General features: G+C 67.0%; 25 protein-coding genes, 1 other RNA gene and 2 pseudogenes. 16 read left to right on the top strand and 12 right to left on the bottom strand.

Features of this window, described 5'->3' with window-relative positions; genetic code table 11:
* Both GJ632_RS01595 and GJ632_RS01590 read right to left on the bottom strand, forming a co-directional pair.
* Nucleotides 1-267: pseudogene (locus GJ632_RS01595) on the bottom strand (phosphatidylserine synthase); the annotation flags it as partial.
* A gap of 117 nt (nt 268-384) precedes the next feature.
* Nucleotides 385-1740 (bottom strand): HEAT repeat domain-containing protein, encoded by a 1356-nt coding sequence (locus GJ632_RS01590; protein ID WP_191451865.1) that lies wholly within the window; start codon nt 1738-1740, stop codon nt 385-387.
* A gap of 316 nt (nt 1741-2056) precedes the next feature.
* Between GJ632_RS01590 and GJ632_RS01585 the strand changes: the two genes are divergently transcribed.
* Nucleotides 2057-2827, top strand: a complete 771-nt coding sequence (locus GJ632_RS01585) for a carbon-nitrogen hydrolase family protein (protein ID WP_343160954.1) — start codon at nt 2057-2059, stop codon at nt 2825-2827.
* Here the strand turns inward: GJ632_RS01585 and GJ632_RS01580 are convergent.
* Nucleotides 2824-3734, bottom strand: a pseudogene (locus tag GJ632_RS01580) (ABC transporter substrate-binding protein). The gene GJ632_RS01585 and the pseudogene GJ632_RS01580 sit on opposite strands and share 4 nt — an antisense overlap.
* 169 nt (nt 3735-3903) lie before the next feature.
* Between GJ632_RS01580 and dpsA the strand changes: the two are divergent.
* Nucleotides 3904-4485 carry a DNA starvation/stationary phase protection protein DpsA gene (dpsA, locus tag GJ632_RS01575; RefSeq protein ID WP_089805811.1) on the top strand — a complete coding sequence of 194 codons (582 nt, stop codon included), beginning with the start codon at nt 3904-3906 and terminating at the stop codon, nt 4483-4485.
* Nucleotides 4486-4526: 41 nt separating this feature from the next.
* Here the strand turns inward: dpsA and GJ632_RS21780 are convergent, their stop codons facing one another.
* Entirely contained in the window at nt 4527-4688 is a 162-nt protein-coding gene (locus GJ632_RS21780) for a hypothetical protein (protein WP_177232546.1), read from the bottom strand.
* Nucleotides 4689-4801: 113 nt separating this feature from the next.
* On the opposite strand from GJ632_RS21780, the gene GJ632_RS01570 reads away from it, so the two are divergent.
* Nucleotides 4802-5887 carry an NADH:flavin oxidoreductase/NADH oxidase gene (locus tag GJ632_RS01570; RefSeq protein WP_191451863.1) on the top strand — a complete coding sequence of 362 codons (1086 nt, stop codon included), beginning with the start codon at nt 4802-4804 and terminating at the stop codon, nt 5885-5887.
* Nucleotides 5888-5948: 61 nt separating this feature from the next.
* Entirely contained in the window at nt 5949-6878 is a 930-nt protein-coding gene (locus GJ632_RS01565) for a hypothetical protein (protein ID WP_191451862.1), read from the top strand.
* 102 nt (nt 6879-6980) lie between these two features.
* On the opposite strand, the gene GJ632_RS01560 is transcribed toward GJ632_RS01565, so the two are convergent.
* From GJ632_RS01560 to GJ632_RS01550, 3 genes are all read right to left on the bottom strand, one after another.
* Nucleotides 6981-8228, bottom strand: a complete 1248-nt coding sequence (locus GJ632_RS01560) for a magnesium transporter (protein WP_089805803.1) — start codon at nt 8226-8228, stop codon at nt 6981-6983.
* Nucleotides 8229-8335: 107 nt separating this feature from the next.
* Nucleotides 8336-8716: an OB-fold domain-containing protein gene (locus tag GJ632_RS01555; RefSeq protein ID WP_191451861.1), complete on the bottom strand. Its 381-nt coding sequence runs from the start codon at nt 8714-8716 to the stop codon at nt 8336-8338.
* On the bottom strand, nt 8713-9867 hold the full coding sequence (locus GJ632_RS01550) for a 3-ketoacyl-CoA thiolase (protein WP_089805798.1): 1155 nt from the start codon (nt 9865-9867) through the stop codon (nt 8713-8715). The genes GJ632_RS01555 and GJ632_RS01550 overlap by 4 nt, the downstream gene beginning before the upstream one ends.
* A 112-nt stretch (nt 9868-9979) precedes the next feature.
* Here GJ632_RS01550 and GJ632_RS01545 point away from each other — a divergent pair, with 112 nt between their 5' ends.
* The 3 genes from GJ632_RS01545 to GJ632_RS01535 all read left to right on the top strand — a co-directional run bounded on the left by GJ632_RS01545 (nt 9980) and on the right by GJ632_RS01535 (nt 12340).
* Complete coding sequence (locus GJ632_RS01545) at nt 9980-10396, top strand: hypothetical protein (protein WP_089805796.1); 417 nt, start codon at nt 9980-9982, stop codon at nt 10394-10396.
* Between the two features lie 119 nt (nt 10397-10515).
* Nucleotides 10516-10826: signal recognition particle sRNA (gene ffs, locus GJ632_RS01540), an RNA gene on the top strand.
* Nucleotides 10827-10972: 146 nt separating this feature from the next.
* Nucleotides 10973-12340 (top strand): MFS transporter, encoded by a 1368-nt coding sequence (locus GJ632_RS01535; RefSeq protein ID WP_343160952.1) that lies wholly within the window; start codon nt 10973-10975, stop codon nt 12338-12340.
* A 78-nt stretch (nt 12341-12418) separates the two neighbouring features.
* Here the strand turns inward: GJ632_RS01535 and GJ632_RS01530 are convergent, their stop codons facing one another.
* The 3 genes from GJ632_RS01530 to gvpA all read right to left on the bottom strand — a co-directional run bounded on the left by GJ632_RS01530 (nt 12419) and on the right by gvpA (nt 13654).
* Nucleotides 12419-12685, bottom strand: a complete 267-nt coding sequence (locus GJ632_RS01530; protein WP_394351770.1) for a twin-arginine translocase TatA/TatE family subunit — start codon at nt 12683-12685, stop codon at nt 12419-12421.
* Between the two features lie 92 nt (nt 12686-12777).
* Entirely contained in the window at nt 12778-13362 is a 585-nt protein-coding gene (gene gvpO, locus GJ632_RS01525) for a gas vesicle protein GvpO, halophile-type (protein ID WP_191451860.1), read from the bottom strand.
* Between the two features lie 13 nt (nt 13363-13375).
* Nucleotides 13376-13654, bottom strand: a complete 279-nt coding sequence (gene gvpA, locus GJ632_RS01520; RefSeq protein WP_089805792.1) for a gas vesicle protein GvpA — start codon at nt 13652-13654, stop codon at nt 13376-13378.
* Between the two features lie 149 nt (nt 13655-13803).
* Between gvpA and GJ632_RS01515 the strand changes: the two genes are divergently transcribed.
* The 7 genes from GJ632_RS01515 to gvpM are packed head-to-tail and all read left to right on the top strand — an operon-like array spanning nt 13804 to nt 17473.
* The gene (locus GJ632_RS01515) at nt 13804-14427 is read left to right on the top strand and encodes a GvpL/GvpF family gas vesicle protein (RefSeq protein ID WP_089805790.1); all 624 of its coding nucleotides are present in this window, start codon (nt 13804-13806) and stop codon (nt 14425-14427) included.
* A 2-nt stretch (nt 14428-14429) separates the two neighbouring features.
* Nucleotides 14430-14681 carry a gas vesicle protein GvpG gene (gvpG, locus tag GJ632_RS01510; protein WP_089805788.1) on the top strand — a complete coding sequence of 84 codons (252 nt, stop codon included), beginning with the start codon at nt 14430-14432 and terminating at the stop codon, nt 14679-14681.
* On the top strand, nt 14678-15502 hold the full coding sequence (locus tag GJ632_RS01505; protein ID WP_191451859.1) for a hypothetical protein: 825 nt from the start codon (nt 14678-14680) through the stop codon (nt 15500-15502). The genes gvpG and GJ632_RS01505 overlap by 4 nt, the downstream gene beginning before the upstream one ends.
* Nucleotides 15495-15992, top strand: coding sequence for a gas vesicle protein GvpJ (gene gvpJ, locus GJ632_RS25710; RefSeq protein ID WP_191451858.1), 498 nt, complete (start codon nt 15495-15497; stop codon nt 15990-15992). The genes GJ632_RS01505 and gvpJ overlap by 8 nt, the downstream gene beginning before the upstream one ends.
* Nucleotides 15989-16318, top strand: a complete 330-nt coding sequence (gvpK, locus tag GJ632_RS01495; RefSeq protein WP_191451857.1) for a gas vesicle protein GvpK — start codon at nt 15989-15991, stop codon at nt 16316-16318. Before gvpJ ends, gvpK begins: the two co-directional genes overlap by 4 nt.
* Nucleotides 16315-17235: a gas vesicle protein GvpL gene (gene gvpL / locus GJ632_RS01490; RefSeq protein ID WP_191451856.1), complete on the top strand. Its 921-nt coding sequence runs from the start codon at nt 16315-16317 to the stop codon at nt 17233-17235. The genes gvpK and gvpL overlap by 4 nt, the downstream gene beginning before the upstream one ends.
* A complete protein-coding gene (gvpM, locus tag GJ632_RS01485; RefSeq protein WP_191451855.1) occupies nt 17225-17473 on the top strand; it encodes a gas vesicle protein GvpM in 249 nt (82 codons plus the stop codon). The genes gvpL and gvpM overlap by 11 nt, the downstream gene beginning before the upstream one ends.
* Before the next feature lie 282 nt (nt 17474-17755).
* Here the strand turns inward: gvpM and GJ632_RS01480 are convergent, their stop codons facing one another.
* Nucleotides 17756-18544 carry a winged helix-turn-helix domain-containing protein gene (locus GJ632_RS01480; protein ID WP_191451854.1) on the bottom strand — a complete coding sequence of 263 codons (789 nt, stop codon included), beginning with the start codon at nt 18542-18544 and terminating at the stop codon, nt 17756-17758.
* Between the two features lie 76 nt (nt 18545-18620).
* On the bottom strand, nt 18621-18797 hold the full coding sequence (locus tag GJ632_RS01475) for a XapX domain-containing protein (RefSeq protein ID WP_191451853.1): 177 nt from the start codon (nt 18795-18797) through the stop codon (nt 18621-18623).
* Nucleotides 18798-19291: 494 nt separating this feature from the next.
* On the opposite strand from GJ632_RS01475, the gene GJ632_RS01470 reads away from it, so the two are divergent.
* Together GJ632_RS01470 and GJ632_RS25705 are read left to right on the top strand one after the other, a co-directional pair.
* A complete protein-coding gene (locus tag GJ632_RS01470; protein WP_231751235.1) occupies nt 19292-20356 on the top strand; it encodes a site-specific integrase in 1065 nt (354 codons plus the stop codon).
* A 94-nt stretch (nt 20357-20450) separates the two neighbouring features.
* Nucleotides 20451-21047: a restriction endonuclease gene (locus tag GJ632_RS25705; RefSeq protein WP_191451852.1), complete on the top strand. Its 597-nt coding sequence runs from the start codon at nt 20451-20453 to the stop codon at nt 21045-21047.
* Nucleotides 21048-21060 lie beyond the last annotated feature (13 nt).

Genomic DNA, 21060 nt, shown 5'->3' with positions numbered 1-21060 from the left:
CACGTCGCCGACGCGGACGGCGACGAACTCGCCCGCGTCGTCCGCGGCGACGGGGTTCGGGTAGACGGCGAGGACGCGCGGGGTCGTCGCGTTCGCTCTGCCGGCCGTGCGTTCGGCGTCCGCGGCGTCGGCATCCGCGCCAGCGGTGGCATACGCGCCGGCAGGGGCACCCGAACCGACGACGGCCGCGCCGGCGGCGACGCCGCAGGCCTGAACGAGCAACGCACCGGCGAGGGCGAAGGCGAGGAGGCGACGGGCGTTCGACACGGGGTCGCTGGCCGCGGCATCCCTCTTGAACCTGCGGGCGCGCCGGGGCCGTCGCTCGGCGGTGCGGCGTGAGGCGAGAAAACGGTGCAGGACGGGGCGCGAGCCTCGGGTGGCCGGTCAGGCCGTCGGTGCGTCGGCGTCCGCGTCGCCGAGGCTGTCGCGGGCGAGTTCGGCCTCGTGCTGGACGAGGTAGGAGCGCTCGTCGGTGTAGTCGGCGGCCGCTTCGAGCGCGTCTTCGGTGCCGATTTGGCGCAGCGCCCACGCGGCGGCCGCGCGGACGGTGTCGTTCTCGTCGGATTCGAGCGTGTCCGACAGCGGCTTCACGGCGCGCGTGTCGCCGATGAGGCCGAGGGCGCGCGCGGCGTACGGTCGCACGTTGTCGTTGTCCATCACCAGTTTGTCCGCGATGGCCTGCGTCGCGTCGGACGAGCCGATCTCGCCCAGCGCCTTGAACGTCACCTTCTGGAGCGCCGGGTCGGAGTCGGTGTCGACGTACTCGACCAGCGTCTCGACGGCGTCCTCCGCGCCCGACCCCATCCTCCCGAGCGCCTTGATGGCGGTCTTGTCGCGTCGCTGGGCCAACTGGTGCATCTCGTCGAACACCGAGGGGTCGGCCATCCGGACGAACGCGTCCATGCAGTACTCCTGCATGAACTCCGACTGGAGGCTGTCCTTCGCCAGCATGATCATGTCGGCGCGGCCGCGCTTCTCCCACTCCTTCAGCGCGGACAGTTCCGGCGGGAAGTCCTTGTAGTGGCCGAGCACGTCGTAGAAGCCCTCCGCCTGAAGCTTCTCGTTCGTCTCCAGGTCGTCCCACTCCTGTGAGTCCTCCAGCCCCGACTCCAGGTCGTCGGTCGCTTCGAGGAGGGCGGCGATGGTGTCGGCGTCGTCGTCGGCGTCGAGCGACGCGGACTCGACGGCGTCTGCCGCGTCGTCGAGGGCGGCGGCCAGGTCCTCCTCCGAGTCGCCGTCGACGGAGACGGACGCGTCCAGAATCTCGTTCACGTCGGCCGCGAACGACTCGACGACGTCCACGATTTCGCCCTCGCCGCGCTCGGTCCACCGCGTCTCCGTCACCTTCGACTTCGCCGACTCGATGTCGTCGACGACGTCCTCGGCGTACGGGCCGCGCTGTGATTCGAGGTCCTCGCGGAGGTCCGAGACGCGGGATTCGAGGTCCGCACGCGGGTCCTCGGCGTCGTCGTCGTCCTCGTCCGGTTCCGGGAGGTCCGCGGCTTCGAGGTCCGACTCGACGTCGTCGAGGTCGGATTCGACCGCGTCGAGGTCCGACTCCGTCTCGGCCGCCTCGAGGTCCTCCTCGACGGCGTCGAGGCGTTCGTTCAGGCTCTCAGCCGTGATCTCTTCGGACGCCTCGGCGTCCGTCGACTCCTCGGCATCCGTCGGTTCTTCGGACGCGTCCGACTGCGTCTCCGCGGACGTGTCTTCCGGCGTCTCGTCGTCCCCGTCGCTCATATACTCTGAGTCGGACCGTGTCCGAAAAGAGCGTTTCCCTTCACAGCCGTGAACGGGGAACGCCGAAAGGTGGCACGGTCGATGCCCTACCCACGTCGCGGACCATGACACGAACCGCGACACCTAACACCGACCGCGCGCTGGTCGCCTCGCACGACGTGCGTCTGACGACCAGTACCTGTACATGACTCTCTGCGGACTTTACCTTGTCGCGTGTTCGCACACCGAGACGCGTACCGTCAGTCCACGCGACTCTCTCGCCGAGCGAGAGGTCGAAGGGCGAGCGTTTTTGCACGCGGGCGTCGCCTCCGAGGACGTGACCGGGCCAACAGTCGCCGTCCCTCAACTGGCCGTCGCCGACCTCAGACCGAAGCGGAACGCCGCGACGATTCGCGAACGGACCGGCGCGCTTCCCGACGACGTGCGCGTCGCCCTGTTCCCCGAGTACGCCCTGACCGGGTTCGTCGCCGACGACCGGGTGGCCGACGCGGCGCTGACGCGACCGGCGGCGCTCGACCACCTCGCGCCCGTCGCGGCCGACAACGACGTCGACGTGCTGGCGGGGTACGTCGAACGCGACGGCGAGACGCTCTACAACGCCGCCGCGTACGTCCGGCCCGACGGGACGCACGCCGTCTACCGAAAGCGGCACCTGTGGGGCGGCGAGGCGTCGATGCTCGAGGCGGGGAGCGACCGCGTCGTCGTCGAGACGCCCGCCGGCGACGCCGGACTGCTCACCTGCTACGACCTGAACTTCGTCGGCGAGAGCGCGGCGATGACCGACGCGGGCGTGGACGCGTTGTTCGTCGTCGGCGCGTGGCCGGCGGCACACTCGGAGAACTGGCGTCTGCTCTGTCGTGCCCGCGCCCTCGACGGCGTCAGGTGGCTGGTCGGCGCGGGGCGGACCGGCCGACGCGACGTCCCGGGGGCGCGGCAGGCGACGTACGCGGGCCGGTCGCTGGTCGTCCGCCCGGACGGCGCCGTCGCGGCGGCACTCGGCCGCGACGAACGCGACCTGACGTTCGCGCTCGACCGCGAGGTTCTCGACGAACAGCGCGCGTTCGTCGGCGCCGTCGACGCCGACTAGGCCCGGGGACCGGCGTCGGCGCGCCGTACCACGTCCGGTGCGGGCGCGTCGAATCGCTCGGGGTGGATGCACGACGCGAGCAGTTCGACGGAGTCCACGAGTCTCGGACCGGGGCGGTTCACGTGGCCGTTGCCGTCGGCGACGAAGACGTTCCCGTCGCGCACCGCCGTCAGGTCGTCCCAACCGTCCTTCGAGCGGAGGTCGGCGAGGGCGTCGGCCGCCGTTCGACGCCGAATCCGCAGGGCGCGACGACGAGCACTTCGGGGTCGAACGAGCGCACGTCCGTCCAGCGCTGCGGTTTCGACGGGCCGTTCGTCACCAGTCCGGGCGTGCCGCCGGCGCGTTCGACCATGCCCGGCACCCAGTGGCCGCCGGCGATGACCGGGTCGGTCCAGTCGAAGACGGCCGTTCGCGGCCGGTCCGTCGTCGCCGCGGCCCGGTCGGTGACCCGGTCGACGCGCGCCGTCAACGACGTGCGGAGCGACGCGGCGCGTTCGGACGCACCTGCCGCCGCGCCGACGCGTTCCACGTCGTCGAGCACGTCCGACAGCGAGTGGGGGTCGAGCGTCAGCACCTCGGCGTCGACGTCGCGGCGTTCCACCGCCGCCAGCACGTCCGAGGCGTCCACTGCGCACACCTCACACGTCGCCTGCGTCACGACGAGGTCGGGGTCGAGTTCCGCGAGGAGACCCTCGTCGACGTCGTAGACGCCACCCTCGACGCGCCGCGTCTGCCGGTCGATGTCCGCGGCCGACCGGTCGTCGCCGTAGTCGATGGCCGTGCTCGTGAGGACCGGTTTCTCGCGCGCGACGGGCGGGTAGTCGCAACTGTGGGAGACGCCGACGGGGTCGACGTCGAGGGCGTACAGCAGTTCGGTGGCCGAGGGGAGGAGCGAGACGACGCGCACGGTCGTCTCGTGGGGGGAAGCGCGTAAAAGCGTGCGGGACGGGGGCGACGCGAGGAACGGATTTCAGAAGTTTGGGTTGCCAAAATATCCACTACAGTTTTCGATTGACCAAAAAAATGTTCCAGACGTGGAAATGATTAAGTTGCTGGCGGGCGAACGAACGACTGTAATGAGCTCCCAGAAGAACGTCCGTCAGCAGGCGGGCGACGTAGAGGGTAGCGAGGCGCTTCGTATCGACGCCGACCGCGCAGAACAGATCGTGGACGCGTTGAACACGGACCTCGCGGCCACGTACGTGCTGTACCACCAACTGAAGAAGCACCACTGGGTCGTCGAGGGCGCGGAGTTCCGCGACCTGCACCTGTTCTTCGAGGAGGCGTACGAACACGCCGAGGAGTTCGCCGACGAACTCGCCGAACGCGTGCAGGCCCTCGGCGGCGTCCCCGTCTCCGGACCGACCGCGCAGGAGGACCGCGCCCCGGTCACGTTCGAGGGCGAAGACGTCTACGACATCCGCACCTCGATGCGGAACGACATGGAGATGTACGGCGACATCATCGAGCACCTGCGCGACCACGTCGAACTGGCGCAGAACCTCGGTGACCACACGACGGCGCACATGCTGCGCGAGAACATGGAACACGTCGAAGACGACGCCCACCACATCGAACACTACCTCGAAGACGACACGCTCGTCTTCGAGCAGGCCGTCCACGAGGGCGAACCGCCGGTGCAGAGCCAGCAGGAGTAACGTCGCGAGAATCGGTCGGCGTCGACTGCGCTTTTTCGAGACTACCGTTCGAGTTCGACCGTCGACTCCGCGTCGAGCGAAATCCAGGCGTCGCGGTTGCCCTGTTCGGTGAAGACGGTTCGCTCCGGGGACGACTGGTGGGCCGCGACCGTCGAGTCGGGACTGTCGGGGCCGTCCAGTTCTTCGCCGTCGAGACGTTCCATATCCCCCAGTGGTGGGTCGGGGGATAAGTCAGTTTGGTCCGCCTAAACCGAAGTCACCCTCGTCGCGTTCCGGGGTCGACAAGGGTTTTCCGCCGCCGGCCCAAGCGGCGGTGATGACTGCGTCGCTGTTCAGTCCCCTCACGCTCCGAGGGACGGAACTCCCGAACCGTGTGATGGTCTCGCCGATGTGCCAGTACTCCGCCGAGGACGGACTGGCGAACGACTGGCACCTCGTCCACCTCGGCAGTCGCGCCGTCGGCCGCGCCGGCGTCGTCATGAGCGAGGCGACGGCCGTCTCGCCCGAGGGTCGAATCACGCCGTCCGACCTCGGCATCTGGTCGGACGCCCACGCCGACGCCCTCGCGGACGTGACCGCGTTCGTCCGCGGACAGGGGAGCGTTCCGGGCATCCAACTCGCCCACGCGGGTCGGAAGGCGAGCAAGACCGTCCCGTGGGAGGACTCGACGCCGATTCCCGAGAGCGAGGGCGGATGGGAGACCGTCGCGCCGGCGGCGGCCCCGTACCCCTACGCCGAGGGCGAGGCGGCGACGCGCGAGATGACCGCCGCAGATATCGAGACGGTCATCGACGACTTCCGCGCCGCCGCCGAACGCGCCCTCGACGCGGGGTTCGAGATAGCGGAGGTCCACGCCGCGCACGGCTACCTCCTGCACGAGTTCCTCTCGCCCGTGACCAACCACCGCGAGGACGACTACGGCGGGTCGTTCGAGAACCGGACGCGACTCGTCCGCGAGGTGACCGCCGCTGTGCGCGAGGTGTGGCCCGACGACAGGCCGGTGTTCGTCCGCATCTCCGCGACCGACTGGCTCCCGGACCGCGAGTCGTGGGACCTCGACCAGTCGGCCCGCCTCGCGCCCCTCCTCGCCGACGCGGGCGCGGACCTGATAGACGTGAGCGCCGGCGGTATCCACCCCGATCAGCAGGTACCCGACCCCGGGTCGGGGTATCAGGTCCCCTACGCCGAACGCGTCGGGGCGGCCACCGACGCCGCCGTCGGTGCGGTCGGGAAGATAACCGAGGCCGAACAGGCCGACCAGCTCATTCGGAACGGACGGGCGGACGTGGCCGTCGTCGGCCGTGAGTTCCTCCGCAACCCGTACTTCACGCTGGAGGCCGCCCACGAACTCGACACGGACGTGGAGTGGCCGGTGCAGTACCGCCGCGGGCAGTTCGAGTGAACGTCCCGTAGCGACCCCGCGACGGCGACAGCTTTTCTCTCCCGGTCCCGAATGGAGACGTATGAGCGAGCGACGTGACCCCGACGACGACCTCGCAGACCTCCTCGCCGACCTCGACCGGACGCTCGGCGACCTGCGCCACGAACTCCGCGAACGAGAGCGCGGCGGCCGCGACGACGGCGACGGCCGGCGAGAGCGACGACGCGGCCGGAGCGACCGGCGGCGCGGCGGCCCGACCGCGCGTGAGGCCGAGCGCTACGGCTACCGCCGTCGCGACGACCGGGAGGACCGGTCGGGTCGCGACCGACCGCTCCCGCGCCCGCCGTCGTTCAGCGAGATGCTCCGCTTCACCGAGGAGTACACCATCCCGACGATAATCTCGGTGCTGGAGACGACGATTCGCTCGCTGGAACTGCTGCGGAACGTCCTCCGCCTCGCCGACCCCGACCGCTCGGTGTTCGACGCCGGCGACCGACGGCGGTCGACGGCGGAGCGGTTGACCATGACGGGCGTCGGGCGCGAAGCGCTCTCGGGCGTGGACCGCGCCCTCGACGACCTGCGGGAGGCGCTCTCGGACCTCCCGCCGGACGCGGAGTCGCGCGACATCGTGACCGACGCGCGCGACCTGATGGGCGAGATAGAGACCCGCATCGAGGAGGCCGAACGGCAGCGAGAGCGGAACCGGTACGGGTACCGCGAGGACCGGCGACGGGACGACGACCGACAGAGCGACCGGCGAAGCGGTCAAGGCCGCCGAACCGACGACGACGGGCCGGTCACCATCGACGTGGGCGACGAAGCCGACGCGGCGGAGGAAGAAGAGACGCCGCAGGTGGACGTGGACGCGGAGTTGGAGTCGATACGGAAGGAGGTTCGCGGCGGTGGAGCGGACGGCGACGCGAGCGACGAGGAGGTCGGAAACGCGGAATCGCAGTCGGATGGCGAGGACGCCGACGCCGGGGACGACGAGAGACGAGAGGACGGGGCCTGACGCCGCGACGACCGGGACGACCCCGGAGCGGACTGGAGGCCGGCCCCGGCGCGGGGCCGCGGTTCGGTCCCGAGACGACGCCGTCAACGGACGCGCTGGCCCTCAGAGGACGTTCTGCGCCAGTCCGAGGAAGATGAAGAAGCCGAGGACGTCCGTCGCGGTGGTGATGAAGATGGTCGCGGACGTCGCCGGGTCCTTGCCGACTCGGTCGAGGACGAGCGGGATGATGGTCCCGAAGAACCCCGCGATGACGAGGTTCAGCACCATCGAGACGCCGAGGACGAGACCCAACAGCGGGCTCTGATTGAACACCGTCGCGATGACTGCGACGAGGACGCCCGTGATGAGTCCGTTGGCGGCCCCCGCGACGGCTTCGTTGACGACGGCGCGCCGGCCCGTCGGCAACGATATCTGACCGAGTGCGATGCCCCGGACGGTCACCGCCATCGACTGCGTGCCGGCGTTGCCCCCCATCCCGGCGACGACGGGCATGTACACCGCGAGGAGGGTGAAGGCGGCGATGGTGTCCTCGAACACGCCGACGGCGGCGGCGGCGAGGAACGCCGTCCCGAGGTTGATGATGAGCCACTTGTACCGATACCGGACCTTGGTGAGCGGTCCGTCGAGGATGCTCTCTTCCTCCTGCACGCCGGTGAACTCGTACAGCGTCTCGCTCGCCTCCTCCTCGATGACGCGCAGGAGGTCGCCCGCGTAGATGACGCCGAGGATGGTCCTGTCGTCGTCCAGCACGGCGACGGAGCGTTCCGGCGCGCGTCGGAACACGTCGACCACCTCGGTATCGGGGGTATCGTACGTCACCACGGGCGTCTCTTCGACGTGGTCGCGGAGGCGTTCGGACTTGTCACCCGCCAGCGCCAACGCCTGACCGGGGAGCTCGCCCACGAACTCCTCGTCGTCGACGACGAATATCGTCGGGACGTCGTCGTTCCGCTCCTCGAACCGTTCGACGCGGCGCGCGGCGTCCGCGAGACTCCGCTCGACGTCCACGGTGACGTAGTCGAGGTGCATCAGGCCCGCGGCCGTCTCCGGGTCGAACTCCAGGAGGTACGACAGCGCGTCCCGGCGGTCCTCGTCGAGTCGCCGCAGCACCTCCGTCCGCGTCTCCTCGTCGACGAGTCCGAGGACGTCGGCCCCCTCGTCGGGGTCGAGTCGCCGCACGAACCGTCGAACCTGACGGACGTCCATGTCGGTCAGGAGCGACTGTTGGACCGTCTCCGGGAGCGAGAAGAACACCTCCACCTGTCTGCGGCGCGAGAGGTCGGCGAACTCCGCGGCGGGGGACGCCGACGCGGCGATTGCCTGCTGGACACCTTCGGTCTCCGTCGTCATGGTTCGAACGCTACCATCTATGGGGACGGTTCCTCGTCGGAAACTGTTTTGGGTCTCTCGATGGCCGTCCTCGCCTCCCGGGGCCGGTCAGACTCCCCCGAAGACGGTCACACCGGTTCGAATCGGAAGCCGTCCCAGTCCTGACTCTCGGGTTCGCGGATGCCGGCGTCCGGGTCGCGGAGTTCGTCGGCGTACACCGGTCGCACCTCGTCGCCGATGTCCACGTCGCCGGTCGTGAGTTGGCCGATGGCGCGGACGGGTTCGCCGTCGACGTCGAACTCCACGATGGCGAGGTGGTTCGGTTCGCGGACGCCCGGCGGCGGGGCCGTCGAAGTGGTCCACGTCACTATCTCGGCGGTGTAGTCGCTGAGGTCCACGGTGCCGACGGCCTCCTCGCCGCCGGGGCCGAGGAGGTGACCGGGGTACGTGATGCTGCCGTCGGGGTAGCGGTACGCCTCCATCTCGTGTCCGTCGCTGTCGTCGGTCATCGTCGTGCCTCCATGACTGTCGTCGTGACGCAGTTGCCGAACCCGCCGACGTTGCAGGCGAGTCCGGTCTCGGCCTCGACCTGCCGCGCGCCGGCCTCGCCCATCAACTGCGCGTATATCTCGTAGGCCTGTGCCACGCCGGACGCGCCGAGGGGATGCCCCTTCGACTTCAGACCGCCCGAGGTGTTGATGGGCAACGCGCCGTCGCGGTCGGTGACGCCCTCCTCGACGGCCTTCCAGCCCTCGCCCTTCTCGAAGAAGCCGAGGTCTTCGGACTGGAGGAACTCGAGGATGGTGAACATGTCGTGCAGTTCGGCCACGTCCACGTCGTCGGGGTCGACGTCGGCCATCTCGTACGCCTGTTCGGAGGAGTGGACGACGCCGCCCATCGTCGTCGGGTCCGCGCGTTCGTGGACGACGTGCGTGTCCGTCGCGCCGCCGATGCCGGAGACGACGACGTACTCGTCGGCGTACTCGCGAGCGACCGACTCGGGACAGAACATGAGCGCCGCCGACCCGTCGGTGATGGGGCAGAAGTCGTACAGGCGGAGGGGGTCCGCGACGAGTGGCGATTCGAGGACCGTGTCGAGGTCCACCTCCTTGCGGAACTGCGCGTGGGGGTTGTCGACGCCGTTCCGGTGGTTCTTGACGGCGACCTTCCCGAGCGATTCGCGCGGCGCGTCGTACTCGTCGAGGTAGAGGCGCGCCGTCAACCCGGCGAAGGAGGGGAGCGTCACGCCGTGTTTGTACTCGACGGGGTGCGTCAGCGACGCGATGACGTCCGTCGCCTCGGACGTCGACCGGTGGGTCATCTTCTCGCCGCCGACGAGGAGCGTCATCTCGGAGGCGCCGGAGGCGACGGACTGCCACGCGGCGTAGATGCCCGCGCCGCCCGAGGACGACGTCTGGTCGATTCTGGCGGTGTACGCCGGGAGCGCCGAGAGGTCGTGCGCCAACGCGTTCGGGACGCCCGTCTGCCCCTCGAACTCCCCGCTGGCCATGTTCGAGACGTACAGGTGGTCGATGGCGTCCGGCGACACGCCGGCGTCGTCGAGGCACGCCTGCCCGGCCTCGGCGAGCAACTCGCGTATCCACGCGTCGCGTTGCCCGAACTGGGTCATCGACGCGCCGATGACTGCTACGCTTTCCATACACACGGACTCGGAGCCGTCGGCTTACCGGTTTCCCTTCCGGGAGCCTCGACCGGCGGCCCACGGCGACGTATCTCGAACCTTTTACGCCGCGCGGGGACGGAGGCCCGGTATGCCGAACGACACCGTCGCGCCGACCGTCGGGACCGTCGCGTCACTCCTCCTCGCAGTCGTCGTCTTCGCGCCGGCCCTCCTCATCGCGGAGACCCAAGTCGGCGTCGCCGACTACTACGCCGCGGGACCCATCGGCGTCTCAGTCGTCGGGTTTCTCGGCTTCGTCGGCGTCGTCGTCTTCCTCGCGGGGATACAGGAACGGACCGAACCGGCCACCGTCGCGGGCCTGACCCTCGTCCTCGGGGTGGCGATGGTCGCGTTCGCCGCGACGTGGGCGTTCTCCATCGACGAGACGCTACTGTTCAGTTTCCCCGCGCAGTACGCGTGGATCGAGAACCACCGCTGGGCCGTCCTCGTCCTCGCCGCCGTCGTCCCCGTCGCCGCCGCGGGCTACGCCCGCGACACCCTCTCGTGAACCGCCCGCGAACCGGCGTCGGTGCCGGAGGCCTCCGTTCGAGTCGTGACCGCGTTGCCGTCGTCCGGTTTCGGGGCGGTGCGAGTCGAAAGTCCCTTATGCACCGGTGGCGTTCTTCCGAGTGGACTAGGTCGGGCAGCTAGGCCCTGCCCCTCGCCCGCGACTTTGGCCTTCAGCGGGGACCGAACCCGGGCGCGTCCGGTCAGACCGGTGCGGGCCCCGGGAGCCAACGTAGAAGCCTCGTCCGTCGGGGACAGCGGTCCGTGGAAGCCGGCCGCAGGGTCGGTTGAACGCGGTTCGTCGGTGACACTCCGCCAGGCGCGGAAGCGAGCAGCGGATCACCGGACGTATGTCGCTCGACGGATCGCGGGGTGGAGGAGGCAACCGGGATTCCCCGCACCGGAACGCCGGGCAACCCCGTCGTCCACCATTCATACCGCATTCTGCTCCCGTAGTTCCCTCACCGTTCGTCGTTCTGCTCCCGTAGCGCCGCCGTTCGTCGAATCCGCATCGGCGTCGCATCCGACTCGGTGGTCGGATTCCCATCGACAGCCCGTGAGACGGCATCTCACCGCTGTGAGAACCCCGCACAGGCTTCCCAGATGCTGTGATTTAACACCGGCCACGTCGTTTCGATTCGAATACCGATGGTGTCGAGGGACGGGGGGGTCGCTCGGACTCCTCAGAGACCGAGAGTTCGCCGCACTCGCGGGGACGGCGTTCGCGCGCAGTCAGGCGTACTCGACCATCCTCATCGCCCTCGCACTCTACGCCGAGCAGTTCGGAACCACCGGGTTCGTCGAGGGCCTGTTCGGCACGGCGTTCGCCGTGGTGCAACTGCTCATCGTCCTCCCCCTCGGCCGCAAGATCGACACCGGCAACGCCAAGCGCTACCTCCTCGCCGGCCTCGCGGTCAACGTCGCCGTCTTCGTCGCGTTCACGTTCGTCCAGAGTTCCACCCACGTCGTTCTCGTGCGGATGCTACAGGGGTTGGGCGCGAGCCTCCTCTGGATAACGGGGTCGACCGTGGTCGGCGAGATTAGCCCCGAGGACGCCAGCGGTCGGTGGCTGGGGACGTACAATCAGGTCGCCGCCTTCTCCAGCCTCGCCGGCGACGTGGTCGGCGGCTACCTCCTGTACGCCTACCAGACGCACGTCGTCTACACGGTACTCAGCGCGGTCACTATCGGGGCGTTCCTCCTCGTCTGGCGATACCTCCGCGACAACCCCGGCGGTCAGAAGGACCCCGAGGAGGCCACGGGAACCGAGACGCTCCGCGCCCTGCTGAAGCGCCCGATGGTTCGGTCGCTGGTCTTCTTCCGCCTCGCGTTCAGCGTCGGCAAGATGGCTGTCATCATCTTCCTGCCCATCGTCGCCAAGGTCGAGTTCGGCATCAACGAGTTCGCCATCGGCTGGATTCTGGCCGGCGGGAAGTTGACGAAGACGCTCGCGCAGGGGTACATGGGCGACCTGACCGACAGGCTCGGGTCGAGACACCTGTTCGTCGCCGCCGGCGCCGCCCTCTACGGCGTCGGGACGGCGCTCATCCCCCTGTCGTTCTACTTCGAGGGCGTCGTCGACCCCCTCCAGTTTCACGCCTTCGGCCGGTCGCAGGCGCTCGGCGGCGCGTTCTTCGCGCTGTTCGCCGCGTACGGCATCCTCGGCGTCGCCGACAGCATCCGCCTCCCCGCGAGCATGGCGCTGTTCGTCGAGGAGGGCGAGCGGTTCGACTCCGTGGCGTCGAGCATGTCGTTGCGCTCTATCTCGTGGAAGGTCGGACAGGTCGCCGGCCCGGTCCTCGTCGGCACCATCAAGGACTTCGTCTCGACGACGGCCGCCTTCCTCACGGCGGCGGCGTTCATCGTCGTCGCCACCGGCGTCTTCCTCGTGACGTACTATCGGACCGCCGACGTGACCGCTCCGAACCCGGTCGGCGGCGACTGACGGCCCCGACGACGGCGTCGTGACTCCGCGTCGAGAGGCGTCGAGAGAAGCGCGGCGGTCGAAGCGGACCGCGCCGGGTCAGGCGGCCGGCGTGCCGTCGGGTTCGTCGGCCTCTCCGTCGGGTTCCATCGACGTCTCGTCGCCTGATTCGCCGGTCGCGGCGCTCCGGAGTTCGGACTCTATCTCCTCGCGGCCGCGGCGGAACTCGCCCATCGCCTGTCCGCTCGAACGGGCCAGTTGGGGCAGTTTGTTCGCGCCGAACAGGAGGACGACGATGAGGAGGACGATGAACAGTTCGGGTCCGCCGGGGACGCCGGGGAACAACGGAACGAGCGTGAGCGTCATCGCCACTCGTACGCCGCCGGTCGTTATCAACTTGTCACTCAGGCAACTGCAAGTACGGGGTGTCGAACGTCCGGAGAAGGGCGTACGGAGGGTTACCCCTCGTACGGCCGGCCCTCGGCGCGCCGATACGTCTCGATGCGCCGGTAGCCGTCGATGTCGGCGGCCCCGTTCAGCGACACCTCGTAGTGGCCGAGGATGTCCTGCGTGTCGGGGACGGAGTGTCGCTCGACCATCTCGACCGTCGCCATCCAGCCGTCCTCGTCCCGGACGACGCTCGTGACGCCGTCCAGTTCGCGGTCGATGAGGGCGGGGACGTCCTGCTGTACCGTGTTGCGGACGGCCACGATGTCGGCTTTGTCGTCGCCGTCGTCGTCCGACTCGCTCTCTCGGGCGTCCGCGTCCGCCGGTCGCTCCTCCGCTTCCGCCGACTGGTCGTCTTCGTCCCGTTCTCGCTGCTCGTCGTCGCCGTCGGTTCGCGTATCGTCGGTCTCGTCCATCGTGGTGCCCTCCGATTCGTCTTCCTCGTCTGCAGTCGACTCGGCCTCGGCGTCGGCGTCGGCCTCTGCTTCGTCCACCGTCGCGTTTTCGGGACCGTGCTGGTGACAGAAGCCGTCCTCCTCGGCCGGCCGCGAACATCGCTCGCCGTCGTCCGTGACGGCCCTACACTGGTCGGACACGGTGTGACCTCAGTTACGAGGGGTTCTGCTCGGTCAGGCGGGGGTTCGCGGTCCCGATCTCGATCTCCTTGAGATCTTCGAGGTCCCCCTGACTGGCCTTCTCTATCTTCGCCATCTCTGACGCGTAGGTCAGGAAGGTGTCGACAGAGGCGGCCACGATTCGTGCCTCGACGGTCAGTATCTCGATACCGACCACCGACACGCGCGCCCAAATGTCGATGACGATACCCTTGTCGAGGATTCTGTCCAGTACGTCCGCCAAACTAGAGCCATCCGGACTATCTGCTGGCATCGTAACCGAGTCGTTGGGAGACGTTATTTAATCATTCGGCCATCGAGAAATAAAAAATTAATTTCAGTCGATTCTATACGTTCGGAAGTTTGTTCGAAGAGCCACAAGCTATACAATTATCTCGGTCGAATCGTCCGTCAACCCTCATTATGAGCACTCAGTTGTACGTGTACGGCGTCGTCGACGCGGAGGACTTCGAGTTGGAGATGGAGGGCGTCGAGGGTGAGAGTCCGGTCGAGACCGTGACGTACCGGTCGCTCTCGGCGGTCGTGACCCCGATCGACGACATGGACGTCGAGCAGACGGACGAGAACTCGCGGGCACACGACGAGGTGCTCAGAGCGGTGATGACCGAGGGCGACGGCCGGGCGGTCGTCCCGATGCAGTTCGGGATGACGTTCAAGAGCGCACGGACGCTGAAGAGCGTCATGCGCGGCGGCCGGCGCGCCTTCCGCAAAGCGCTCATGGACGTCGACGACTCCGTCGAACTGGGTGTGAAACTCGTCGTCGACGAGGACTCGACGCTCGACCGAGAGACCGTCGCTGACGACGTCTCCGGCCAACTGACCGCGGTGAGCGAGAGCGAGGCGGAGAACGACCTCTACTCTGACCGCCTCCTGTTCAACCGCTCGTACCTCGTCGACGCCGACGAACGGGACGCGTTCGGCGACGCCGTCGCCGACCTCGAAGACCAGTATCCCGACGTGACGGTCGACTACACGGGTCCGTGGGCGCCGTACAACTTCGTCGACATCGAGATAGAGGCCCAGTGACGATGTTCCTCCTCGACGATATCTTCCTCTGGCCGTTCCGAAACGTCGTGGACGTCCTGCACTCGCTGGCCGTCCAGGAGATGTACGACCCCGAATCCGTCCGGAGCGACATCAAGGAGAACCAACTGCTGTACGAACTGGGCGAACTGTCCGACGAGGAGTACGAACGTCGGCGGGCCGAACTCGAAGCCGAACTGGAGGCGGCCGAACGCGCCCGCGAACGCCTCAGCGACAAGGTGGTCGTGCAGCGATGAGCGACGACTCCGACGACGCCGTCTCGGCGCTGGTCGTGGATTCGCTCCGGACGAGCGAGGACGCCCTCGACTACCTCGCCGGGGACGACCCGGACACCGACCTGGAGGAACTGATAGCCGACATCCAGACCGTGGCCGAGGAGGCGATAGAACTGCTGGAGACGATGGACCTCTCGGAACTCCCCGCGGCGATAGACGAAGACGAGTTGGACGAACTCGTCGTCGAGGAGAACCTCCCCGAAGCGGTCGTAAACGGCGACCCCGACGAGGCGATTCGACTCCGGAAACTCCTCGCCGTCGTCGACCTCGCCGAACTCTGGAGGTCCGTCGACGTTCGCGACGCGTGGCGCAACAAGCGCGAACTCGAAGACGCGGTGGACGACGTCGGCGACGACGACGGGGACGGAGACGACGACGGCCTCGTCTCGGACCTGACCGACGACGACGACTTCGACGTCGACTTCGACGCGGAGCAGACGCTCGAGACAGGTGACGACGACGTGAACGTACCCGACCAAGCCTACGAAACGGCGATTCAGTCCCAACTCGCAGACAGCGTCGAACAGTTCCGGCGGGGACTGATCGAAGTCCACCACCAACTCGCTCGCATGCGCGAGGAGAACGAACGGCGCACCGAATCGGCCGAGCAGCCGAGTTCGCGGAACCCGACGGCCGCCTCGACGCTGGCCTCGACGGGGACGCGGAGTTCCGTCGACGTGAAGTACTCGACGGTCCCACGGGAGACGAAGTACTCCTCCGCGCCGAACCGAACGCGCGTCTACGGGAGCCGGTTCGACGAGTACGAGGGTGACGATGCCTGACCCGGTCCAACCGGGGCGCGACTCCGACAGCCTCGCCGACGTGGTCGAACTGCTCCTCGACAAGGGGGTCGTCATCAACGCCGACATCGTCGTCTCCGTCGGCGAGACGGAGTTGCTGGGCATCAAGCTCCGGGCGGCCATCGCGTCGTTCGAGACGGCGTCCCAGTACGGGCTGGAGTTCCCGTCCGGCACCGACATGGAGGCCGTCGAGGCGGCGAGCGAACGCCGTCGGAACCGGCAGGTGACGCCGGCGGCGAACCCGGAACTGTCGCCCACCGGCGGCTACTCCGAAGCCGACGAGGCGTCCGACGGGAGCGAGGAAGCACCCGGCGAGAGCGACGGGACGACCGGCGGGAACGACGACGCGTCGGAGGACGGTGACGCGTCGAAGGACGACGACGCAGCCGAGTCCTCTGGGGACGAGTCCGAGTCGACTCAATCGAGCGAGAAATCGACGCCACGGGCGCAGGACGAGGAGGGAGACGAATGACGACCGTCGAGGTGGACGAGAGCGGCGCGAACGGTCTCACCGCCGTCGTCGTCGCCGTCGTCGAGATACTGGTCGACGCGCTCGAACGCGAGGCCGTCAGGCGGATGGAGTCCGGGCGACTCTCCGACGGGGAGGTCGAACGGCTCGGGAGCCACCTCGCCGCCCTCGAGGCAGACCTGGAACGTCTGAAAGAGGACCAAGAGGTGGACGAGCAGGTGGACCAACTCCGCGGCGACCTCGATTCGCTCGTCACCGACGCGATTCGGCAGGTCGAGCGGGACGAACGGGGAGAGACGGCCGTGGACGAGCGAGGTGAGCAGCGATGAACGACGCCGGAGAGCGCCGGCGGACAGACGACGGCGACGACACCATCACCGACAGCGATACCATCACCGGCGACGACACCGGTCGCTACGTCTACTGCGTCGTCCCCCGCGACGACGACGCGGCGGCGGCCTTCGACGCCGACGGCGTGGCCGGTGCCGACCTCGCCGTCGTCTCGACCGAGTCGCTCTCGGCCGTCGTCCACGACCGAGCCGAACCGTACGAGTCCGACGCGCCCGGAGAGGTGCGCGAGTGGCTGTACGACCATCAGGCGGCCGTCGAAGCGGCCGGTGAGGCGTTCGGAACGCCCGTGCCGTTCCGGTTCGACACCGTCGTCCGCGGCGACGACGAGACGATTCGGACGTGGCTCTCGGCGAACGCGGACGCTCTCACCGAAGCGCTCGCCGACCTGTCCGGCCGGTGGGAGTACCGCGTCGAAGTCGAGTGGGACCGCGACGCCCTCGCGGAGGCACTCGCCGACGAGGACGAGGAACTCGCCGACCTGAACGAACGGCTGTCCGACGCCAGCGACGGCACCGCGTTCCTCCTCGAGAAACAGTACGAGCGCCGGGTGTCGAAACTCGCCGCGGAGCGCCGGCGACGGCGAACGGCCGAACTCGCCGCGGAACTCGAACGGACGACCGACCAGGCGGAGGAACTCGGCGACGCGCCGCAGACGCCCCTGACCGAGTCGTCGTCGGCCCCGACGGCGCGCTTCGCCGTCCTCGCGGACGAGGACGAACGCGACGCCGTCGGCGACTTCCTCGACACGATAGCCGACGAGGACGGTGCGTCCGTCCGGTACACGGGTCCGTGGCCGCCGTACACGTTCGCCCCGGACGCGTGCGCCCCGACCGGGGACGACGAGTCCGACGAACCGTCTCACGCGACGACTCCGGACTCCCACGATGGAGCCTGACCCGCCAACGGACGACGACGCGGTCGTCGACCTCGTGGACGTCCTCCTCGAAGAGGGTGCCGTCCTCGACGCCGACGTCGTCGTCAGCGTGGCCGACATCCCGCTCGTCGGCATCAAACTCCGCGCGGCACTCGCCGGGATGACGACGATGCGGGACTACGGCCTGTTCGACGAGTGGGACGAACGCCTCCGCGAGGAACGGCGGCGGTCAGAAACGAGAGCGAACCGGGACTCCTGACGGGCGCGGCCCCGAAGCCGCCGCCCGTCGGGAGTCGCCGTCGGGACCGAGACGCCCCATTCGTCGAGTGAGGCACCCGCTTCGTCGCAGTCAGTCGCTCCGCACGTCGACTCAGGCACCCCAGCGAGTCCGACGTACGGGTGCGAGTGTGCTGCGCGACCGAGCGCATCGGTCGCTTTGCTCCCCCCGACCGAGAGTTTCGGTCGTGCCCGTGTCAGTGTATTCGTCGAACGCTGTGCACGCCGTGCACGCGCTGCAGGGGTCGAACGCGGTCCCGCGCCGTCAGCAGAGGAGTTCGGCGTCGCTCCGGTGACGGTCGTACGTCTCGCGCGCCCACCGACGGACGCGTTCGTCGTCCGTCTCCACCAGTGCGCGCGGGACGCCGTCCCCGTCGCTGACGCCGATCTGCACGTCGTCCTCGAACAGGCCGACGTAGGTTCGAATCGGCTCCTCGCTCACGTAGAACGACACTCGCCCGCGTTCGTCGAGGGCGGCCCGTTCCTCGACGTACTTCCGTTCGCTCCGAAGCGTCTCCGCGACGGACGGGGAGACGACCAGTTCGTGTTCGAAGTCGTCGCGCTCTCGCCCGATGGACTGCATCGGTCGGAGTCCGACCTGCGGGAGGAGGGCGTGCAGTCGCTCCGCCGTCTCCAACCGCTCGGCGTGTCTGTCGACGGGAGCGTAGGGGTCCGCGGACGTCGAGGGATAGACGGCCGCGTCGAGGAACCACTCCCACTCCACCTCGACGCCGTCCATCGGGAACCACCGGAAGAACGGTTCCAGTCGGTCGGCCGCCTCGGCCGTCGAGAGGTACGATTCGAGCGCCGACGCCCGGAGTTCGCCGCCGGGCGTCACCCGGTACGTCGCTCCCGCCTCGTCGACCCACCCGCGCTCTACGAGTGCGTCGAGGTTCCGCGAGACGGTGGTACGAGACGCGTCGACCGTCTCGCGGAGGTCACACCGACTCATCGGGCCGTTTTCGGAAAGCTCCAGCAAGAACGTGATTCTCACCGGCGACTGCGAGACGAACTGCAGGCCGTCGAACGCGTCCGCCGAGAACTCCTGCTCCATCGAGAACCGTGTCGAACTACTGTTACATTGAACTATCGGCAGATCGACCAGTCCGGCGAACCCGGGGCGGGGCGGTTCAGAAGTACGCGTTCGTCGCGGCGTGACCGAGGTACATCCCGCAGAGGGTGAACGCACCGGCGACCACGCCGAGCGACTCCTTCGGTGCCGGACTCGGGAGTTCCGCAAGCGACAGGACGGCGCCGATACACGACCCTGCGAGGAGAGCGACGACCGCTGCTTTGAGCCACTCCATGTTTTCACCCAGATGCTCGTGAAGTAAATGAATGACGACCGTCGCCGAACGAACGTGCAGCCGAGACAGATTACCTGCAATAATCCGGTACTGACTCTAGAATTTGGTGTTCGAGCGTACGTTCACCGGTCGCCGAACGTCGGGCGCTCTTCCTCGGACGCTCGAAGCAGCGGCGCGGCGATTCTGCGTTTTTACGACACTCGAGACATTACTGCGCCGGCCGGGATTGCGAACTACGCCGAGACGTTCCTGCTCGCTTCGCTGCGCGGGCTGCGACTCGTCTAGTTCAAACCCCTCTGTCCCGCATCACTCTCGAATCGAGTCGCGCGGAGACAGAGCTCCGCGCCGTGATTCAGCGAGAAGATGCGCCGGCCGGGATTTGAACCACGCCGTCAAGTGTGTCACTTTGTGCCACACTTGCCGTCTGACGACAGACCGCTTCGCGGGCTGTCGCCCGGGCCATAAACGAGGCTCAGGGGTCCTATCGTGTGAAATTGGCGCTCAGCACGCACTACGACCAGCAGAAAGCCAAACACACGATACAAATGGAACCCCAACTCGAACCAATAGAACCTGACACCGCAGTCGAGCTATATCTGGCCGACCGCGAGAGTGAACTCTCGAAACAGACTCATCGCACTCATCGAGGACGCCTGAAACTCTTCCTCGAATGGTGCGCGGAAAACGACATCGATAATCTCAACGATCTAACTGGGCGCGACACAAATCGCTACAAAATTCGGCGCTCTAAGAGCATCAAGAACGTCACGCTCAAGAGCTACATGGACACGCTCCGCGTGTTTCTCCGCTGGGCGACGGGAATCGATGCTGTCCACCCGGAACTCCCCGACAAGGTCCAGTCTCCATCGCTTCAGCGCGGCGAGAACGAACGCGAAACCCACATCGACAGCGACACCGCCGAGGCGATACTAGAGTATCTCCGAAAGTACGAGTACGCGACGCTCCCGCACGTAACGTGGGAACTCTACTGGCATACATCGATGCGACGTGGTGGAGGCCGTGCGCTCGATGTGGACGACTTCTATCCCGACGAACAGTACCTCGACGTGCGCCATCGTCCCGAGACGGACACACCTCTGAAGAACAAGTACGAAGGCGAGCGACCAGTCTCGATCTCTACTGCACTCATGACGGTCATCGAGGACTGGCTCTCCGACCAGCGCCCTGACGTGACCGATGAACATGGCCGTCACCCACTTCTCACAACGAACTATGGCCGTGCCCACGGTCAGACGCTCCAAAAGTACATCTACCAGTGGTCTCGCCCCTGCGCTATCGGGAACGACTGCCCTCACGGTCGAGATCCCGAGACGTGTGAAGCAACCCAACGACACGATACAGCCCATCTCTGCCCCTCGTCGATCAGTACACACGATATACGTCGGTCAAGTCTCACACACGCGCTCAGGAGTGAGGTCCCGGTCCCAGCAGTAAGCGGTCGAGCCGATGTCTCTGCCGATGTCCTCGACAAGCACTACAACCAAATGACCGACGTCGAAAAGATGGAACAGCGGAGGGACTTCTTCGAGAACATCTGAGAACTCAACAGCGACTTTCTATATCTGAAAACTACCCTCTCAACAAGCTATTCTTGTATATCTATAAGTAGAAGAATTATCATATACTGCGGATATGGGCATCACGGATCTCACGAATAGGTCTACTAATAAGCGAAAAGCGGCCCGCAAGAAAGAACATGAAGTCTCGAAATTCTACGAATCAAATTTCGGGTATGATCGATGCGATGTCACACCTGCAACTCGGGATGGTGGAAAGGATTTCGTCTGTAGAGGGAAAGGTCGAGACCTCCACGCCGAGGTAAAGCACTGGAAACGTCCCGTCAGTTCACACGAGGTGAAACGGATGGTTGACCACGGCTTACAAAATGATGTAGACGTGGCAGTCCATTCTACAAATGGCTTCACTGCAGGTGCGGAAAAGCTGGCAGGAGATTATGGAGTCAAAATCACAGACAAGAGAACTCTCCGAGCCTTAGACCGTACCAGACAATACATCGCCAAACATGGTCGGTATGTTCTTCGTCATATAGGATCTGGAATAAAATCTCTAAGTAGGCGGCTTGCTCGGACTACTGCCTCTGTAGCTAAAAAAGACCGCAAGGAAAGTCGCGTCAAAGGTTACTCGCAAGCACATCGCTATAATCGGAGTAATAGCTGTGATAGGAATCATCGGATACTATCTCCACAGACGGTACAAGAACAGAAGTGAGGCGAATTAGCTT

The organism is Halogeometricum sp. CBA1124, from assembly GCF_009741955.1.
GTDB lineage: Archaea > Halobacteriota > Halobacteria > Halobacteriales > Haloferacaceae > Halogeometricum > Halogeometricum rufum.
This window is presented reverse-complemented; position numbering and strand designations above follow the sequence as displayed.

Bases quoted from the DNA above. Each gene is read 5' to 3' on its own strand.
- GJ632_RS01530 (WP_394351770.1), bottom strand. From the start codon at position 12,685: ATGACGCTCACGCTCGTTCCGTTGTTCCCCGGCGTCCCCGGCGGACCC.
- GJ632_RS01515 (WP_089805790.1), top strand. From the start codon at position 13,804: ATGAGCACTCAGTTGTACGTGTACGGCGTCGTCGACGCGGAGGACTTC.
- GJ632_RS01555 (WP_191451861.1), bottom strand. From the start codon at position 8,716: ATGACCGACGACAGCGACGGACACGAGATGGAGGCGTACCGCTACCCC.
- gvpM (WP_191451855.1), top strand. From the start codon at position 17,225: ATGGAGCCTGACCCGCCAACGGACGACGACGCGGTCGTCGACCTCGTG.
- GJ632_RS01550 (WP_089805798.1), bottom strand. From the start codon at position 9,867: ATGGAAAGCGTAGCAGTCATCGGCGCGTCGATGACCCAGTTCGGGCAA.
- GJ632_RS01570 (WP_191451863.1), top strand. From the start codon at position 4,802: ATGACTGCGTCGCTGTTCAGTCCCCTCACGCTCCGAGGGACGGAACTC.
- GJ632_RS01590 (WP_191451865.1), bottom strand. From the start codon at position 1,740: ATGAGCGACGGGGACGACGAGACGCCGGAAGACACGTCCGCGGAGACG.
- gvpG (WP_089805788.1), top strand. From the start codon at position 14,430: ATGTTCCTCCTCGACGATATCTTCCTCTGGCCGTTCCGAAACGTCGTG.
- gvpL (WP_191451856.1), top strand. From the start codon at position 16,315: ATGAACGACGCCGGAGAGCGCCGGCGGACAGACGACGGCGACGACACC.
- gvpJ (WP_191451858.1), top strand. From the start codon at position 15,495: ATGCCTGACCCGGTCCAACCGGGGCGCGACTCCGACAGCCTCGCCGAC.
- gvpA (WP_089805792.1), bottom strand. From the start codon at position 13,654: ATGCCAGCAGATAGTCCGGATGGCTCTAGTTTGGCGGACGTACTGGAC.
- GJ632_RS01560 (WP_089805803.1), bottom strand. From the start codon at position 8,228: ATGACGACGGAGACCGAAGGTGTCCAGCAGGCAATCGCCGCGTCGGCG.
- dpsA (WP_089805811.1), top strand. From the start codon at position 3,904: ATGAGCTCCCAGAAGAACGTCCGTCAGCAGGCGGGCGACGTAGAGGGT.
- GJ632_RS01545 (WP_089805796.1), top strand. From the start codon at position 9,980: ATGCCGAACGACACCGTCGCGCCGACCGTCGGGACCGTCGCGTCACTC.
- GJ632_RS01565 (WP_191451862.1), top strand. From the start codon at position 5,949: ATGAGCGAGCGACGTGACCCCGACGACGACCTCGCAGACCTCCTCGCC.
- GJ632_RS01480 (WP_191451854.1), bottom strand. From the start codon at position 18,544: ATGGAGCAGGAGTTCTCGGCGGACGCGTTCGACGGCCTGCAGTTCGTC.
- gvpK (WP_191451857.1), top strand. From the start codon at position 15,989: ATGACGACCGTCGAGGTGGACGAGAGCGGCGCGAACGGTCTCACCGCC.
- GJ632_RS21780 (WP_177232546.1), bottom strand. From the start codon at position 4,688: ATGGAACGTCTCGACGGCGAAGAACTGGACGGCCCCGACAGTCCCGAC.
- GJ632_RS01475 (WP_191451853.1), bottom strand. From the start codon at position 18,797: ATGGAGTGGCTCAAAGCAGCGGTCGTCGCTCTCCTCGCAGGGTCGTGT.
- GJ632_RS01505 (WP_191451859.1), top strand. From the start codon at position 14,678: ATGAGCGACGACTCCGACGACGCCGTCTCGGCGCTGGTCGTGGATTCG.
- GJ632_RS25705 (WP_191451852.1), top strand. From the start codon at position 20,451: ATGGGCATCACGGATCTCACGAATAGGTCTACTAATAAGCGAAAAGCG.